Source organism: Sphingopyxis sp. Geo48 (genome assembly GCF_949769155.1).
In the GTDB taxonomy this organism is placed as follows: domain Bacteria; phylum Pseudomonadota; class Alphaproteobacteria; order Sphingomonadales; family Sphingomonadaceae; genus Sphingopyxis.
In genome coordinates this window covers 684704-699048 of record NZ_CATKPA010000002.1, presented here as the reverse complement: position 1 = coordinate 699048, position 14345 = coordinate 684704, and the positions used below count along the sequence as shown (strand labels likewise).

16 protein-coding genes are annotated in these 14345 nt (G+C 65.5%); 9 read left to right on the top strand and 7 right to left on the bottom strand.

The annotated features are described in order from the left end of the window. Window positions 1–68: 68 nt before the first annotated feature. A complete protein-coding gene (locus QOL79_RS10135; protein ID WP_058456053.1) occupies window positions 69–296 on the top strand; it encodes a hypothetical protein in 228 nt (75 codons plus the stop codon). Here QOL79_RS10135 and QOL79_RS10130 read toward each other — a convergent pair. Next, window positions 293–1588: an MFS transporter gene (locus QOL79_RS10130; RefSeq protein WP_283419523.1), complete on the bottom strand. Its 1296-nt coding sequence runs from the start codon at window positions 1586–1588 to the stop codon at window positions 293–295. The two genes, QOL79_RS10135 and QOL79_RS10130, sit on opposite strands and share 4 nt — an antisense overlap. Before the next feature lie 159 nt (window positions 1589–1747). Between QOL79_RS10130 and pgsA the strand changes: the two genes are divergently transcribed. Genes pgsA through QOL79_RS10115 form a run of 3 tightly spaced genes read left to right on the top strand, consistent with a single transcriptional unit; the run spans window position 1748 to window position 3013 of the window. Then, window positions 1748–2320 carry a CDP-diacylglycerol--glycerol-3-phosphate 3-phosphatidyltransferase gene (pgsA, locus tag QOL79_RS10125; protein ID WP_283419522.1) on the top strand — a complete coding sequence of 191 codons (573 nt, stop codon included), beginning with the start codon at window positions 1748–1750 and terminating at the stop codon, window positions 2318–2320. A gap of 4 nt (window positions 2321–2324) precedes the next feature. Then, complete coding sequence (locus tag QOL79_RS10120) at window positions 2325–2576, top strand: MoaD/ThiS family protein (protein ID WP_197410137.1); 252 nt, start codon at window positions 2325–2327, stop codon at window positions 2574–2576. Next, the gene (locus QOL79_RS10115) at window positions 2573–3013 is read left to right on the top strand and encodes a molybdenum cofactor biosynthesis protein MoaE (protein WP_058456056.1); all 441 of its coding nucleotides are present in this window, start codon (window positions 2573–2575) and stop codon (window positions 3011–3013) included. Before QOL79_RS10120 ends, QOL79_RS10115 begins: the two co-directional genes overlap by 4 nt. Window positions 3014–3274: 261 nt before the next feature. On the opposite strand, the gene QOL79_RS10110 is transcribed toward QOL79_RS10115, so the two are convergent. Continuing rightward, complete coding sequence (locus tag QOL79_RS10110; RefSeq protein WP_058456057.1) at window positions 3275–3586, bottom strand: DUF952 domain-containing protein; 312 nt, start codon at window positions 3584–3586, stop codon at window positions 3275–3277. Beyond that, window positions 3583–6282 (bottom strand): DNA gyrase subunit A, encoded by a 2700-nt coding sequence (gene gyrA, locus QOL79_RS10105; RefSeq protein WP_283419521.1) that lies wholly within the window; start codon window positions 6280–6282, stop codon window positions 3583–3585. The genes QOL79_RS10110 and gyrA overlap by 4 nt, the downstream gene beginning before the upstream one ends. Before the next feature lie 370 nt (window positions 6283–6652). Between gyrA and QOL79_RS10100 the strand changes: the two genes are divergently transcribed. From QOL79_RS10100 to QOL79_RS10090, 3 genes are read left to right on the top strand one after another with little or no spacing between them, the layout of a single operon-like run. After that, window positions 6653–7867, top strand: coding sequence for a hypothetical protein (locus QOL79_RS10100; protein ID WP_283419520.1), 1215 nt, complete (start codon window positions 6653–6655; stop codon window positions 7865–7867). A 57-nt stretch (window positions 7868–7924) separates the two neighbouring features. Continuing rightward, entirely contained in the window at window positions 7925–8818 is an 894-nt protein-coding gene (locus QOL79_RS10095; protein WP_283419519.1) for a hypothetical protein, read from the top strand. Then, entirely contained in the window at window positions 8815–10188 is a 1374-nt protein-coding gene (locus QOL79_RS10090) for a sensor histidine kinase (protein ID WP_283419518.1), read from the top strand. Before QOL79_RS10095 ends, QOL79_RS10090 begins: the two co-directional genes overlap by 4 nt. A 367-nt stretch (window positions 10189–10555) precedes the next feature. Here QOL79_RS10090 and QOL79_RS10085 read toward each other — a convergent pair whose 3' ends face one another. After that, window positions 10556–11116: a peroxiredoxin gene (locus tag QOL79_RS10085; protein WP_283419517.1), complete on the bottom strand. Its 561-nt coding sequence runs from the start codon at window positions 11114–11116 to the stop codon at window positions 10556–10558. Window positions 11117–11275: 159 nt separating this feature from the next. Beyond that, complete coding sequence (locus tag QOL79_RS10080) at window positions 11276–11626, bottom strand: glycine zipper 2TM domain-containing protein (protein WP_167541765.1); 351 nt, start codon at window positions 11624–11626, stop codon at window positions 11276–11278. A gap of 185 nt (window positions 11627–11811) precedes the next feature. Here QOL79_RS10080 and QOL79_RS10075 point away from each other — a divergent pair, with 185 nt between their 5' ends. Then, window positions 11812–12681 carry a TauD/TfdA dioxygenase family protein gene (locus QOL79_RS10075; RefSeq protein ID WP_058456197.1) on the top strand — a complete coding sequence of 290 codons (870 nt, stop codon included), beginning with the start codon at window positions 11812–11814 and terminating at the stop codon, window positions 12679–12681. A gap of 57 nt (window positions 12682–12738) precedes the next feature. On the opposite strand, the gene QOL79_RS10070 is transcribed toward QOL79_RS10075, so the two are convergent. Beyond that, window positions 12739–12915, bottom strand: coding sequence for a hypothetical protein (locus tag QOL79_RS10070; protein ID WP_283419516.1), 177 nt, complete (start codon window positions 12913–12915; stop codon window positions 12739–12741). Between the two features lie 292 nt (window positions 12916–13207). On the opposite strand from QOL79_RS10070, the gene QOL79_RS10065 reads away from it, so the two are divergent. Next, on the top strand, window positions 13208–13669 hold the full coding sequence (locus tag QOL79_RS10065; protein WP_058456064.1) for a host attachment family protein: 462 nt from the start codon (window positions 13208–13210) through the stop codon (window positions 13667–13669). A 2-nt stretch (window positions 13670–13671) separates the two neighbouring features. Here the strand turns inward: QOL79_RS10065 and QOL79_RS10060 are convergent, their stop codons facing one another. Beyond that, window positions 13672–14328 carry a lysoplasmalogenase gene (locus QOL79_RS10060; RefSeq protein ID WP_058456065.1) on the bottom strand — a complete coding sequence of 219 codons (657 nt, stop codon included), beginning with the start codon at window positions 14326–14328 and terminating at the stop codon, window positions 13672–13674. Between the last annotated feature and the right edge of the window lie 17 nt (window positions 14329–14345).

Genomic DNA, 14345 nt, shown 5'->3' with positions numbered 1-14345 from the left:
GGGACGGCCGGGCCGTTAACTCTTTTTTAACCTTACCGACTCGTTAACGCGGGCGTAGCTTCGCATGCATGGACTCGGACGAACAGATCGACATCCGCGATCGCCTGCGCGGCTATGCGGCCCGGCAGCTTGTCATCGCGCGAATGAGCGCGCCGGCGAACTGGCAGGACGAGCTTCGCGAAACGCTGGCGGCGCAGCGGGCAATCCCGTCGCCGTGGGCGCGAGGAAGCGATACGCGGCTGTTTCTTGAGAGTTTTGCGATCTTCTTCGTCGCGACGATGATGTTCTTGATCTAGTCGCAGGCGCGGTGAAGCTTGACCGCCAGCCAGGCGGAGATCAGGCACATCGCGGCGCTCATCAAAAGCTGGTCGACGACGCCGACGCCGGCAAAGCCCAATCCCATCGCGAGCAGTGAACCAGCGACCATCGCCCCCGAATTGACGATGTTGTTCGCGGCGACGGTGCGTGCGGTCTGATCCTTCGGCACGGTGGTGGTCAGGAAGGCATACAGCGGAACGACGAACATGCCCCCGCTGATCGCGATGCCGAGCAGGCTGGCGAGCAGGGGAATGACGTCGGCATGGCCCAGGAAGCCGTCGATCCCGTACATGACACCCGAGGGATCGTGCTCCCAATTGCGGCACACCCAGTAAAAGGCGACGACGAACGCGCCCATGACGATGACGCTGGCCGGGCTGTAGCGCGCCGAAACCTGCCCCTTGAGCAGCCGATTCACGGCGACCGAACCGATCGCGATGCCGATCGAGAAGATCGCGAGGAACAGGCTGGCGACGCTTTTGTCGGCGTGGAGGATATTCTTCACCAGCGGCGGGAACTGGATGAACAGGACCGCGCCGATCGTCCAGAAGAAGCTGATCGAGAGGATCGCGAGATAGAGGCGCGGGATGTGCATCGTGCCGCGCACGAGCGTCACCGACGAGCGGACAATATGCCAGTCGATTCCCGTTTCCTCATGCTCGGGCGGGGCGGGCGGGACCTTGCGACCGGTCCAGTAGCCGATCATCGCGACGAGGACGACGCCGAGGGCGGCCCATTCGACCTCGATCACCCCGGCGAGGATCGTGCCCGCGAGAATTGCGATATAGGTGCCGGCCTCGACGAGCCCGGTACCGCCCAGCACCTCGTCGCTTTTCAGGTGCTGCGGCAGGATCGCATATTTGATCGGCCCGAAGAAGGTGGAGTGGATGCCCATCGCGAAGAGCGCGAGCATCATCAGCGGTATCGCGACGAGATGCACCGCCCAACCCATCCACGCGAGCACGAGGCCTGCGCCGCCGACAAGCATGATCAGTATCTCGCAGAATTTGACGATGCGGATGATCCGCGCCTTGTCCCGCGTGTCGGCGAGTTGGCCGGCGAGCGCGGACAGGAGGAAGAAGGGGATGATAAACAGGGCGGTCGCGACCGCGCTGAACAAAGTCTCGGATGCTTCGTCGTTGAAAACGCCGTAAACGACGAACAGCACCATCGCATTCTTGAACAGATTGTCGTTGAAGGCGCCGAGGAGCTGGGTGACGAAAAGCGGCAGGAACCTGCGTTGTTTCAGCAGCGCAAAGGATCCGGTCATTGAAAATCCAGTTTGACAGCCCGACATTGCGACAGCGCCAACCCGCGATGGTCTCTTTTGGGGCAATGCTGTTGTCGCACGGGGGGCTTATCGGTTAGGGCAGGCGGGGTCAAAGCCCAATTGGGCCGCAAAGCTAGAACGGACGCGCCGACAGGGATCATGCTAAGCCTTCCCAACATCCTGACACTGTCGCGCATTCTGGCGGTTCCCATCCTGCTTTTTCTCCTGTGGCCGGGCGTGGTCGAGGGGTCGTTGCAGCCGAAGCCGATCGACTATGCGCTGGCCTTCGGGCTCTATTGCCTGATGGGCATTACCGATTATTTTGACGGCTATGTTGCGCGCTCGCGCGGGATCGTCTCGCGACTGGGCGCATTCCTCGATCCGATCGCCGACAAGATCATGATCGCGGCCGTTATCCTGCTGCTGGTCTTTACGCGCGACATCGACGGTTATCACGTCATCGCGGCGCTGATGATCCTGCTGCGCGAGATCATCGTGTCTGGATTGCGTGAATTTCTCGCGACGCTGCAGGTGTCGATGCCGGTCACCCAGCTGGCGAAATGGAAGACGACATTTCAGCTCGTTGCCTTCGGTGCGCTGATTCTGGCCGGGGCGCTACCCGCGATGGCGTGGATCAAGATCGTCGGACTTGCCTCGCTGTGGGGTGCGGCGGTGCTGACGCTGATCACCGGCTGGGATTATCTGCGCGTCGGCCTGAAGCATATGGACTAGGCGCGTGACGCTGACTATCAGCTACTTCGCCTGGGTGCGCGAGCGGATGGGGGTTGCCGGGGAAGTGATCGACCCTCCCGCCGATGTCACGACCATCGCCGATCTGGTCGGCTGGCTCGCCGCGCGCGACGATCGCGGCGCGCTGGCCTTTGCCGAGCCAGGGCGCATTCGTGCGGCGGTTGGCGGTACGATGGTCGGCCCGGAAGCGGCAATCGGCGACGAGATCGCGCTATTTCCGCCGGTGACCGGAGGATGATCCGCGTAGCGGTCCAAACCGACGCGATCAATGTCGCGGCCGAGCTCGATATTCACGATGCGGGGGGACATGGGGCAAGCGCGATCTTCGTTGGACGCGTGCGCGGCGACGACGGGCTTGCCGAACTTTTCCTCGAACATCATCCCGCGCTCACAGAAGCCGGGCTGGCTGAGCTCGCGCATGTCGCGGCCGATCGCTGGTCGCTATCCGCGCTGACGCTGGTCCACCGCGTCGGCGGAATGGCAACGGGCGAGACGATCGTGCTGGTGCTGGCGAGCAGCGCGCATCGTGCAGAGGCGCTGGCCGCCACCGAGTTTCTGATCGACCGGCTGAAGACTGATGTGATGCTGTGGAAGCGCGAGACGTTTGCCGACGGGCGCGTTGCGTGGGTCGAGCCGCGCGATGGCGATCATGGCCGCGCGGAACGGTGGGATTAGCGCCACGGTAGGCTAAAGACTGCTTTTGGGTAGGGAGCTGATCTCATGATCCTCCCCATCGACTGCGATCGGGGCTGCAAGCCCGCTGCGCTGACGGAGAGGCCGAGCGCTTAGCGCCCGATGAGAGCTCAACCCATGGATGCTGGAACAGCGAGGCCGTCGCCGCAGCCAGCATGACGGCTTTTTGATGTCCGCTCTCTATCCCAAAGCGGACATCCAAAACCAGCCTCGTCGCGACGGGCGCGCGACCAGCGGCGGAATCTAGTCCCGCCTCTGCAGGCTCACGACCGCGTGGATCGGCAGTTCGGCGTAGATGTGCGGGAACAGGTCGCCGCCGCGCGCCGGTTCCCAGCGAACGGCGTCGCCGAGGAGGAGGAGGTCCACCTCGGCGATCATGAGGCCGCTTTGGCCGGCGAAATATTTCTCGATCGTCGCCTCGAGCTGCTCCGCAGTCGACAGATGGATATAGCCGTCGGCGATATCCACTGGCGCGCCGCGAAATACCCGCTCGCGCTCGAAATCGGTCCATTGCTGCGCGGTGAGCACTTTGAAGGCCGTCGCGGGCGTCGTCATTCTGAGGGGGCTTCGCTGGCCGGGGCTTCGGCGGCGGTTTCCACGCCTTCGCTTTCTTCCTCGTCGCTGTCCTCGATCAGCGCGGCCGAGACGACATGTTCGTTGGCCGCGACGTCGAACAGCCGCACGCCGGCGCTGCCGCGGCCGATGACGCGCAGGCTGTCGAGGCCCATGCGGATGAGCTTCGCCTGATCGGTCACGAGCATCAGCTGGTGCGCCTGCGTCGCGGGGAAGCTGGCGACGACCGGGCCGTTGCGGCCGATATTGTCGATGTTGGTGATTCCCTGGCCACCGCGGCCGGTGCGACGATATTCATAGGCCGACGACAGCTTGCCATAGCCATTGGCGCAGACGGTGAGGATGAACTCCTCGCGGCTGGCGAGTTCGGCCATCCGTTCGCCATCGAGCGTCGGTTCGTTCTCATTGTCCTTCCACGGCGCGGCGCGGAGATAGGCTTCGCGTTCCTCGCTGGTCGTCCCGACCTTGTGCAGGATCGAGAGCGAGATGACTTCATCGCCATCGGCGAGACGCATACCGCGCACGCCGGTCGAATTGCGGCTCTGGAATTCGCGCACATCGTCACCGGCAAACCGGATCGCCTTGCCCTGGCGCGTCGCGAGCAACACGTCGTCGCTCTCGTCGAGCAGCGCGACACCGATAAGCCGGTCGTCTTCGTCCTCGCCCTCGAACTTCATCGCGATCTTGCCGTTCGATGGCACGTTGGTGAAGGCGTCCATGCTGTTGCGGCGCACATTGCCCTTCGCGGTTGCGAACATGACGTGCAGCTTGCCCCATTCGCCCTCATCCTCGGGCAGCGGGAGCACGGTCGAGATCGTCTCGCCCTGCGCGAGCGGCAGCAGGTTGATCATCGGGCGGCCGCGCGTTGCGGGTCCGCCCTCGGGCAGGCGCCACACTTTCATGCGGTAGACCTTGCCTGCGGTCGAGAAGAAGAGCACCGGCGTGTGCGTCGAGGTGACGAACAGGTTGGTGACGACATCCTCGTCCTTCGTCGCCATGCCGGCGCGGCCCTTGCCGCCGCGGCGCTGGGCGCGGAAGGTCTCGAGCGGGGTGCGCTTGATATAGCCGTCGAGGGTGACGGTCACGACCATCTCCTCGCGCTCGATCAGATCTTCATCGTCGATGCCGTCGGCGGCGGGGGCGACCAGCGTCTTGCGCGGCGTCGCGAATTCGTCGCGCACCGCGACGAGTTCTTCGCGCATCACCGCATAGAGCTTTTCGCGGTCCGCGAGGATCGAAAGAAGTTCCTCAATCTCGGTCGCCAACTCGCCAAGTTCCTTGCCGATTTCGTCGCGTCCGAGCGCGGTCAGGCGATGGAGGCGGAGGTCGAGGATCGCCTTCACCTGTGTCTCCGACAGTCGATAGGTGGCGCTCTCCTCCATCTCGCCCTCGATCGCTTCGACGAGTCGGATGTAGGGTGCGATCTCGCCGATCGGCCATTCGCGCGCTAGCAACGCCTCGCGGGCGGCAGCGGGCGAGGGCGAGCCGCGGATTATGCGGACGACTTCGTCGAGATTGCTGACCGCGACGACGAGCCCCAGCAAGATATGTGCACGGTCGCGCGCCTTGGCGAGTTCGAACTTGCAGCGGCGCGTGATCACTTCCTCGCGGAAGGTGATGAAGGCCGAGAGAATGTCCTTGAGCCCGAGCATTTCGGGACGGCCGCCACGGATCGCGAGCATGTTCGCTGGGAAGCTCGACTGTGCCGGGGTGTGGCGCCAAAGCTGGTTGAGCACGACGTCGGCGGTGGCATCGCGCTTCAGTTCGATGACGACGCGGACGCCCTCGCGGTTCGATTCGTCGCGAATATCGGCGACGCCCTCGATCCGCTTGTCGCGTGCGGCTTCGGCAATTTTCTCGACGAGACCCGACTTGCCGACCTGGTACGGAATCGAAGTCAATACTATCGATTGGCGATCGTTCCTGCCTTCCTCAATGATGTGCGTCGAGCGCATCATGATCGAGCCGCGACCGGTCAAATAGGCGTTGCGGGCGCCGCCCTGGCCGAGCATCAGCGCGCCGGTCGGAAAGTCGGGGCCGGGAACGATCGCCATCAGATCCTCGAGTGAGATCGAGGGGTTGTCGATCGTTGCAAGCGTCGCGTCGATGACTTCGCCGAGATTGTGCGGCGGAATGTTCGTCGCCATACCGACCGCGATGCCGCCCGCGCCATTGACGAGCAGGTTCGGGAAGCGCGCGGGAAGGACCGTCGGCTCTTCGCGGCTTGCGTCATAGTTGGGCTGGAAGTCGACCGTGTCCTTGTCGAGGTCGTTCAGCAGCACCATAGCGGTCTTGGCCAGCCGTGCTTCCGTATAACGCATCGACGCCGGCGGATCGGGGTCCATCGAACCGAAATTGCCCTGACCGTCGATCAACGGCACGCGCAGCGACCAGTCCTGCGTCATGCGCGCGAGCGCGTCGTAAATCGCGCTGTCACCGTGCGGGTGATAGTTACCCATGACGTCGCCGACGATCTTCGCCGATTTCTTGTACGGGCGGCCGGGAACAAAGCCGCCTTCCTGCGCCGCGTAGAGGATACGGCGGTGGACCGGCTTCAGGCCGTCGCGTACATCGGGAAGCGCCCGGCTGACGATCACGCTCATCGCGTAATCGAGGTAGGAAGTCTTCATTTCGTCGACGATGTTGATCGGCGAAACACCGTCGTCCGACGGTTGCATAGGCGTATTTTCTTCGGTCAAAGCCCGGCCTTTTTTCTGCTTATCGGGAGATAAAATCGGACTAGCCGATGGGGGCAGGAAAGGCCAGCGATTCGGTCATTTTTCGGGATATTTTTTGCTGGGCTTCGGGCGTGGACGGGAACCGGGAAAGTGGAGCGTTTTCTTTATTCTAGAATGACGTCATGCCATCCGAACTCCAGTTATGCCGGCGACGGCCGGGATGTCGCCTCTCCGTCCGGCACCGCCGCCCAGAACCGGGCCTTCTGAAGGATGGGCGAGCAGAGGAATCGGCCTCGCTGCAGGCTTGCCAATCGCGCGTCCTCCCCTAAAGCTGCGGGCCGATGACCATGAGACTGCCAGGGGGGTGTCGGTGGCCCTGATCGCGCTGGTCGGCGCGAGCGAAATGCTGCCCGACGGCGGCTTGCGGGCGCTCGTCACCGTGGCTGGCGAGACGCTGATCGAGCGGCAGGCGGCGCGGCTCGCCGATGTCGGGGTGACGCATATCGCTGTCGTGGTCGCGGCGGTGCCTGCGGACCTTATCGCGACGTGCGACCGCATCCAGCGGCGCGGAATCAAGGTGACGCCTGTGCGCGCAGCTGCGGATCTGGTCGCGATCGTCGAGAGCGACGACCGGATCATCCTCGTCGCCGACGGACTGCGCGCGAGCGGGACCCATTATGCCGCGATCGCCAAGCCCGGTTCGCCGGCGATCCTCGTCACCGGCGACACGGTGCTGACGCAGGCGTTCGAGCGGATCGACGCGACGCGGCGCTGGGGCGGGCTGGCCGCCATCTCGCAGCCGATGGTTGCCGAACTCGCGGCGATGCCGGGCGAGTGGGACATGATGCTGACGCTGCTGCGGCTCGCAGTGCAGGCGGGATCGCGGCGGCTCTACTGCGAGCCCGCGCTGTTCGAGCAGGGCGAGATCGCGGTCGTTATTGACCGCCCGACCGCGGCGCTGATCGAGCAATCGAGCCTGCAGCAGGTCGAATATGGCGGGATGGGGCTGGGGCGATCGGCGATCATGATGCCGATCGTGCGGCTGGCCGGGCCGCTACTCGTGCGATCCGCGAAAGTCGCACGCTATATGCCTTATATCACGGCGCTTTTGTGGGTCTCCGTCGGGCTGCTTGCGGCGAATGGTCTCGCGGCCGCGGGCGCGCTGGTCGCGCTGTTCGGCGGGCTTGGCCTCGCCACGATGCGGTTCCTCGCCGCCTTTCGCGCGCAGAGCGTGACGCAGGACCGCGTGCGCAATGCCATCCGCACCTTTGCGCTCGTCCTGCTGGGGCTGTTTCCCTGGCTGCTCGCCTTGGCAGGCCCGGAGCATCGGATGCCGCCCTTTTCGCAAGCCGCGCTCGCACCCTGCCTCGCCGCGATCATCATGCTCGCGCGGACCTTGTATGAGGATTCGGGTGACAAACGCCGCTTCCACTGGTTGCTCCCCGACGCCGACCAAGCGTGGATCATGCTGGTGCCCGCGCTGATCTTCGGTTTCGCGCCGCTGATGTTCGCAATCCTGCCCTTGCTCGCCCTGTTCCAGATCATGCTGTGGATGCGGCTCGCACGGCGGCCGGAAGCGCGGTAAAGCCAAGCTCGCCAAGGTTTAAGGCCTATTAACGACATGCTGCTATCGCGAGCGTGCATGGCTGACTTCTTTCCCTCGCCCGGCATCGACCCGCCGTCGCCGACGCTGTCGGCGCGCCTGCGCGAGCTGGCCGATTTCCTGGCGGCGCCCGCCGCGGGGCGGCTGACCGAGGAGCAGCGAGCGCTGTCCCTCGGCATCGCGCGCCGGCTGGTCGAGGATGCGGCGCGCGAACTGTCGGCGGACATCGACGTCGGCGCGCTGTGGCGCGACTGGCTGGAAAGCGGCTTGCCGACTGCCCCGCGACTCGCCGCTGCCTGTTTCGCACGCGCCGAGGAACATCGCTGGCGCGAGCATTCGGCGCGGCGGATCGCTGCCCCCGTCGTGGTTCCGGTGGACGGTGACGGGCCGCCCGCGCCCGAGACGATCGACACGACGCCCGAGGCCGACCGCGCCTATCTGGCGCTGCGGATTGCCGACCGCCGGCGTGCCGACGGCCGTGGAAGTCCCCGGATTGCGCTTGAAGACGTCGAGCCCGAACTCCTGCGTGCGCTGCTGCTCGACATCGCTGCCTGGCGGATGGTGCAGGCAGGGAAAGATGGCCAATTGGCGGCTGGCCTGGGTGAAGCGGTGCGCAAGGTCGTCGAATATCGTGCGGCGATCCCGGGGATCGACGTAGCGGCGCGGCAATATCTGGCCGCGCTGGGCGAGGGGGCAGCGATCGAAGGGGCCGCGGCGAGTGCGATCGATCGCCACGACTGGCTGGCGCTCGTCGCGCTGGCGGCGGCCGCGAGCCGCCGATCCTTTGCCGACATGGCGCTTGCGTTGACGAGCGCGGAGGCGGCCGCTTTGCCAGCGCTTCTGGCTCCGCTTAGCCTGGACCGCGCATCGCTTGCCCCGCTTGAAGCATCGCTCGCCGCGCTGCCATCGCGCACGGTCGAGACGCGCGGATGAACGAGCGGATCGTTCGCGGCCGCGTCGATAGCGCGGGCAGGTTGGTGAGCGCCGACGCGCCGCTGCTGCGCCTGCAACAGCGCGCGGGGGCGGCGATCGGCCAGCCGCTTGCGCTGCCCAATCTCGCGCGGCTCGTTGCGCTGGCGCAGCGGCTGCAGCGCGACATTTCGCGGCCGCTCTATGCCGCTGACGATCATAGCGACATTCATGCGCTCGTTCGCGTCCTGCCCGATGGGGAGGGCGCAAATCTTGAAATCAGCGACTGGCGTACGCGGCCGATCCTGCTTCCCGAGGCGCCGGCTGACGGCGCGGGCATGGCGTCGGCCGACGGGTGGACATGGGAATGCGATCAGCGGCTTCGCCTGCTGACCTTGCACGCCGACGGCGATGCGCTGCCGATCCCGGCCGACTGGGAGGGACGGTCGCTGTCCGAGTTGTTCGAGCTCCAGCCCGACGAGCAAGGCCGGTTCCCGGTGCTGCGCGCGCTCGCGGGGCAGACCCGGTTCGACGGGCAACGCGTGCGTGTCGAGGCCGAACAAGGCACGGTTACGATGACGCTGGCGGCCGAACCCCTGTTCGACGCAACAGGGCGGCTGACCGGCTTTCGCGGCGTCGCGGTGAGGGGGCCGGCCGATACGGACGCCGGCGAATATCCGGCGCCACCGCCCGATCCGGCCTTTGGATCGCTGCCACTGTCCGATCCGCAATTCGGACGGCGGATCGATGGTGCGCTGCGCGGTCCGTTGAGCCGCATCATTGCGACCGCCGAGACGATCCATGGGCAGTTCGACGGGCCGATCCGCGCCGACTATGCGCGCTATGCCGGCGATATCGCGCACGCGGGACGGCACCTGCTCGGGCTCGTCGATGATCTGGCCGACCTCCAGAATATCGAGCGTCCGGGGTTCAAGGCGGCCGCCGACCAGATCGACCTTGGCGACCTGGCGCGCCGCGCCGTCGGCCTGCTCGGCATGAAGGCGGAAGAAAAGGGCATTCGCATCGACGCGCCGCGCGTCGACGACAAGATGCCGGCGACCGGCGAATTCCGGCGCGTGCTGCAAGTACTGTTGAACCTGCTTGGCAACGCGATCCGCTATTCGCCCGACAATTCGCAGATATGGATCCGCGTCGATCGCGAGGGCAACCGCGCGATGGTGACCGTAGCCGATCAGGGGCAGGGCATTTCGGCCGAACAGCAGGATGTCGTGTTCGAGAAGTTCGAACGATTGGGGCGCACCGATAGCGGGGGGTCGGGGCTCGGCCTTTATATTGCGCGCCGCCTGGCGCGCGCGATGGATGGCGACCTGACCGTCGACAGCGCGCCCGGGCAGGGGGCCAGATTTACGCTGAGTTTGCCGGCGCGGGATTGAAGGCGCCGCGATTGGCGATGTCGTGGCGGGGAGCTCAGATGTCTTCCTCGATCGTTGCGGGGCGGACTTTCAAAGTTCAGGAAAGTTCAGCCCATTGCATCGCCCGCCGGGACCGGGAAAATTGCCGAACGCTTCGCGCACGCCGCATGGCAGCCGCACCCGCAAACCGGGCCGCGGCCGCATTTGTCCGACCGGGTGAAGGCTGGCACAGCGGAATAATGTAGGAAAGGCCTTTTTGAAGGCGATGACAGCTTCGGGGTGAAGGCGGACAATTTCCTGCGCGATCGCCTGAGAAAGCCGGGGATCACATCCGCCATGGCAGCGATCCGCCGAAGGCGACTGTTGTCGAAACCCGGTCGCAGCAGGTTCAGTTGCGCTTCGCATTCCACGCGCGAACGGCAGCCATCGTCTTTTCGATATGCGCCTGCGGCTTGCTGTCGCTGTAGCTCAGCAGGATCGTCCCGTTCGGCGCGATCACATAGGATGTGCGATTGGAGAGCGGCTTCCCGTCGGCGCCCTGCATCGTTGCATCATATTGCGCCGCGACCTTCGCGCCGGGGTCGGCCGCGATGGCAAATTTGTCGCGGCACTCCGACCGCGAAAACTCGGCGACGCGGTGAATATTGCCCGCAGTCACGCCGATCACCCGCGCGCCCAGCTGGTTGAACTGGCTGTTCGCTTCCGCAAACAGATGCGCCTCAACCGTGCAGCCGGGGGTGAAGGCGGCGGGAAAGAAATAGAGCACGACCGGCCCGTTCCGCAGCGTCTGTCTCAGCGACAGGCGGAATTCCTTGCCCGCCTGCGCCGCATTCAGCGTAAAATCGGGCGCTTTCGCGCCCTGCTGCAGCGCCGCGATGCCCTGCCCGGGAAGGATCAGGGCAGCAAGGCCGAGGCTGGCCGCAAACGCCAGTTTCGTCGCGATTTTCATTTGCGGTCTCCACCTTCAACTGCGGGATCATGCCCCACCGGGGTGATCACTCTACCGCGTTATTTGCCGACCGCAATCACGCCGGTGCCGATCCGCCGACACTTGGACCGCTGCAACCTCGGTTAAGCGGCGCAAGTGCCAGCCGGACCTCACCCTCGATCAGCAGCGGCGATCGCCGCGATCGATCTCGCGTCCGATCAGCGCACCGGCGGCACCGCCGATGATCGTGCCGGGAACGCGGTCGCCATAGCGATCGACCTCGCGGCCGAGCAAGGCGCCCGCGGCGCCACCGACGATCAGGCCTGTCGTGCCGCTGCCGCGCCGGCAATAATAGCGGCGGTCGCGATAGTCGTTGCGGCGATAATCCCTGCGGTAGTCGCGCCGGTAATCGCCATAGCGATCATGGTCGCGGTGGCCGTGATAGCCGTGGCGGTGGTGCCGGTCGTGCGCGTCCGCTTCGGCGGGCAACGCGGGAAAGGCACTGGCGCCAATGAGCGCAGCCAACGCCATATTCCTGAACCCGAACATCTGTTTTCTCCATCCTGTCCCCCGACGCCGTCAAGGTAGAGCGGCGAAGATGGCGCGTGGATGAATTGCCGACGCCCCGCGCGCCTGCGAGAATCGGCTCGACGAACTTTCGGGGCATCCTGCCGCGCCCGATTGACCCCGCGCGCCATTCGGCGCAGCATCGGCGCATGACCTTGACCATCGCCCCCAGCGGTCAGGCGTGCGGTGCCCGCGTGACCGGCGTCGACCTGACGAAGCCGCTCGATGCCGGAACCGTGGCCGAAATTCGCGCCGCATGGCTCGACCATCATGTCCTGTCCTTCCCCGACCAGAAGTTGAGTGCGGAGGATCTCGAGCGCTTTACGGGCTATTTCGGCGGCTTCGGCGACGATCCTTTCATCCGCCCGATCCCCGGCCACGATCATATCATCGCGGTAAAGCGCCGTGCCGACGAGACCGCGCCGCTCTTCGCCGAAAACTGGCATAGCGACTGGAGTTTCCAGGAGCGCCCACCCGCGGGCACCTGCCTTTACGGCATCACCATTCCGCCCGTCGGCGGCAACACCGAATTTTCGAACCAGCACGCCGCGCTCGACGCGATGCCGGCCGAATTGCGCGCGCGCGTCGAGGGGCTGCAGGCCATCCACAGCGCACGCAACGGCTATGCGCCGACCGGCATGTACGGCGCGAACGACCCAAAGGGCCCGGGGGGCCGCAGCATGGACATCCGCTCGGACGACGCGGCGCTGGAGACCCAACTCCATCCCTTCGTCCGCACGCATCCCGAAACCGGCCGCCTCGGCCTGTTCGGCTGCGCGGGCTACATCATCGGTTTCGACGGGCTCGACGACAGCGAGGGGCTTCCTCTGCTCTACGAGCTCATCCAGTGGCAAGGGCGCGAGGAGTTTCGCTACTCCCACGAATGGGAGCCCGATATGCTTGTCATGTGGGACAATCGCTCGGTCCTCCACCGCGCGACCGGCGGCTACGACGGCCACGACCGCCTGCTTCATCGCACGACGATCGCGGCGTGGGACGGGGCGTCCGGCAAGACGTGAAGATTACGGAAGGCGTCGGCCGTCCGCGGACACCGAATGCATATCGACGTCGCGCACCTAGCGCCGAAAATCGGTGTGAATCCGGTGGAGCCTGTCCTGCAGCACCGCGCGATGCGCGTCGGTAAACACACCGGCGTCGCGGGCCTGCGTTGCGATCACCTTGCTGCGCAGCGCCTCCAGCCTCTGTCGGTAGGTGTAGTTGCTCTGCTCGGCGCTCGCTTTCTTGGGCGTCATAAAGGGCGGCCTGGACGGGATGGCATAAGCCGACGAGCTCGCCGTCATAACGGCCCCCAGCACGAAAAAGGATCTTACGTTCAAGAGCCTATCCTCCGGCGCATCGATTGCAGAGCCAATTACGAAGCAGCCCGGTTGCAAAATCGCCAACCTCCTGAACCGAGCGACCGGCCGAACCGCAGGATGACGTCGTTGCGCGGCGCCGCGCCGTTCACGCGCCTAAGGAACATCACCGATTGGCGAAACTTAGTCTCGGTTCCATGTGTTGGACTTTCCGAAAAGGAGCCTTGGCATGACAGTCCCCCACGACACGCTCGTCCTCGTCGCCGACGGCCGCAAGGCGTTGTTTCTGCGCAATCGCGGCGACGAGCAGCAGATCGACCTGCGCACCGCATCGCATCGCGAGCGCGCGGATCGCAAGGACGGCGACATCAAGACCGATGCCGCGGGCCGCTCGGCCCGCCCCTCGGGCGCCGGAGCGTCTCAGGACACGATGGAGGAGCCCGATTTCCATCAGCAGGAAGAGGACCGCTTCGCGCGCGACCTCAGCGAAAAGGTCAACGCGATGGCCCTTGCGGGCGAATTCCACGATCTCGTCGTCGTCGCGCCAGCGCGCACGATGGGCGAGCTTCGACCGCTGTGGCACAAGGAGGTGCGGAGCCGGATCGCGGGCGAGCATGTCAAGGAAATGACCGACCGCCCGATTTCGGATATCGAGGCGCTGCTCGTCGGTGATGCCGCGCCGCCTTCCTGATCCTATTCCTTGCCCAGCGTGCGCACCACGCCCCAAGCAATCAGCGCCTGCCCCGCAAAATAGAGCGGCCAGACGAGCCACATAGTGACGTCTTTTGGCAGCACTTCGCCTTCGCCCGCGAAGATGAACAGGTCGCTCGCGAGGAACATCATCGCGCCGATCCCGGTACGATACCGCGGAAAGCGGCTCGTCCAGGCCGCCGCCGCCATTGCGGCGACGAACAGCGAATAGGCGGCGGCGTGCCACCAGCCCGGCGCAGGGCTCAGCATCGCCCAAACGATCGTCAGTGTGGCGGGGATCGTCAGCCAACCGAGCAGCCGCTGCGACGGCGTGGTCCGCGCCCGCCTATTGGTCAGATACAGGATGATCGCGATCAGATGCCCGACGGCGAATGCTGCCGCTCCCGCGATCAGCCCCCTGGCATCGAGCATCCAGTCGCCGAGCGCGCCGAAGCCAAGCGCCGCCGCGATCAGCCAGCCGCTGCGCTCGCGCGCATTCGCCGCCGCCCACAGCGCCAGAAATGCGACCCCTGTCGTTTTCCACGCCCAGATCGGGGGACCCTCGAGCCGCTGCACCACCGCTATCATGAAACTGATGCCGCCGGCCAACGCCAGCCACCAAAGCCACCGCGCCCGATCCCGACCGTGCTGCCCGCTCATCCCGTCCCCTTTGCATC

Excerpts from the sequence above, each read along its gene's own strand:
- QOL79_RS10135 (WP_058456053.1), top strand. The coding sequence starts at position 69 with ATGGACTCGGACGAACAGATCGACATCCGCGATCGCCTGCGCGGCTAT.
- QOL79_RS10130 (WP_283419523.1), bottom strand. The coding sequence starts at position 1,588 with ATGACCGGATCCTTTGCGCTGCTGAAACAACGCAGGTTCCTGCCGCTT.
- pgsA (WP_283419522.1), top strand. The coding sequence starts at position 1,748 with ATGCTAAGCCTTCCCAACATCCTGACACTGTCGCGCATTCTGGCGGTT.
- QOL79_RS10115 (WP_058456056.1), top strand. The coding sequence starts at position 2,573 with ATGATCCGCGTAGCGGTCCAAACCGACGCGATCAATGTCGCGGCCGAG.
- QOL79_RS10110 (WP_058456057.1), bottom strand. The coding sequence starts at position 3,586 with ATGACGACGCCCGCGACGGCCTTCAAAGTGCTCACCGCGCAGCAATGG.
- gyrA (WP_283419521.1), bottom strand. The coding sequence starts at position 6,282 with ATGCAACCGTCGGACGACGGTGTTTCGCCGATCAACATCGTCGACGAA.
- QOL79_RS10095 (WP_283419519.1), top strand. The coding sequence starts at position 7,925 with ATGGCTGACTTCTTTCCCTCGCCCGGCATCGACCCGCCGTCGCCGACG.
- QOL79_RS10090 (WP_283419518.1), top strand. The coding sequence starts at position 8,815 with ATGAACGAGCGGATCGTTCGCGGCCGCGTCGATAGCGCGGGCAGGTTG.
- QOL79_RS10085 (WP_283419517.1), bottom strand. The coding sequence starts at position 11,116 with ATGAAAATCGCGACGAAACTGGCGTTTGCGGCCAGCCTCGGCCTTGCT.
- QOL79_RS10080 (WP_167541765.1), bottom strand. The coding sequence starts at position 11,626 with ATGGCGTTGGCTGCGCTCATTGGCGCCAGTGCCTTTCCCGCGTTGCCC.
- QOL79_RS10075 (WP_058456197.1), top strand. The coding sequence starts at position 11,812 with ATGACCTTGACCATCGCCCCCAGCGGTCAGGCGTGCGGTGCCCGCGTG.
- QOL79_RS10070 (WP_283419516.1), bottom strand. The coding sequence starts at position 12,915 with ATGACGCCCAAGAAAGCGAGCGCCGAGCAGAGCAACTACACCTACCGA.
- QOL79_RS10065 (WP_058456064.1), top strand. The coding sequence starts at position 13,208 with ATGACAGTCCCCCACGACACGCTCGTCCTCGTCGCCGACGGCCGCAAG.
- QOL79_RS10060 (WP_058456065.1), bottom strand. The coding sequence starts at position 14,328 with ATGAGCGGGCAGCACGGTCGGGATCGGGCGCGGTGGCTTTGGTGGCTG.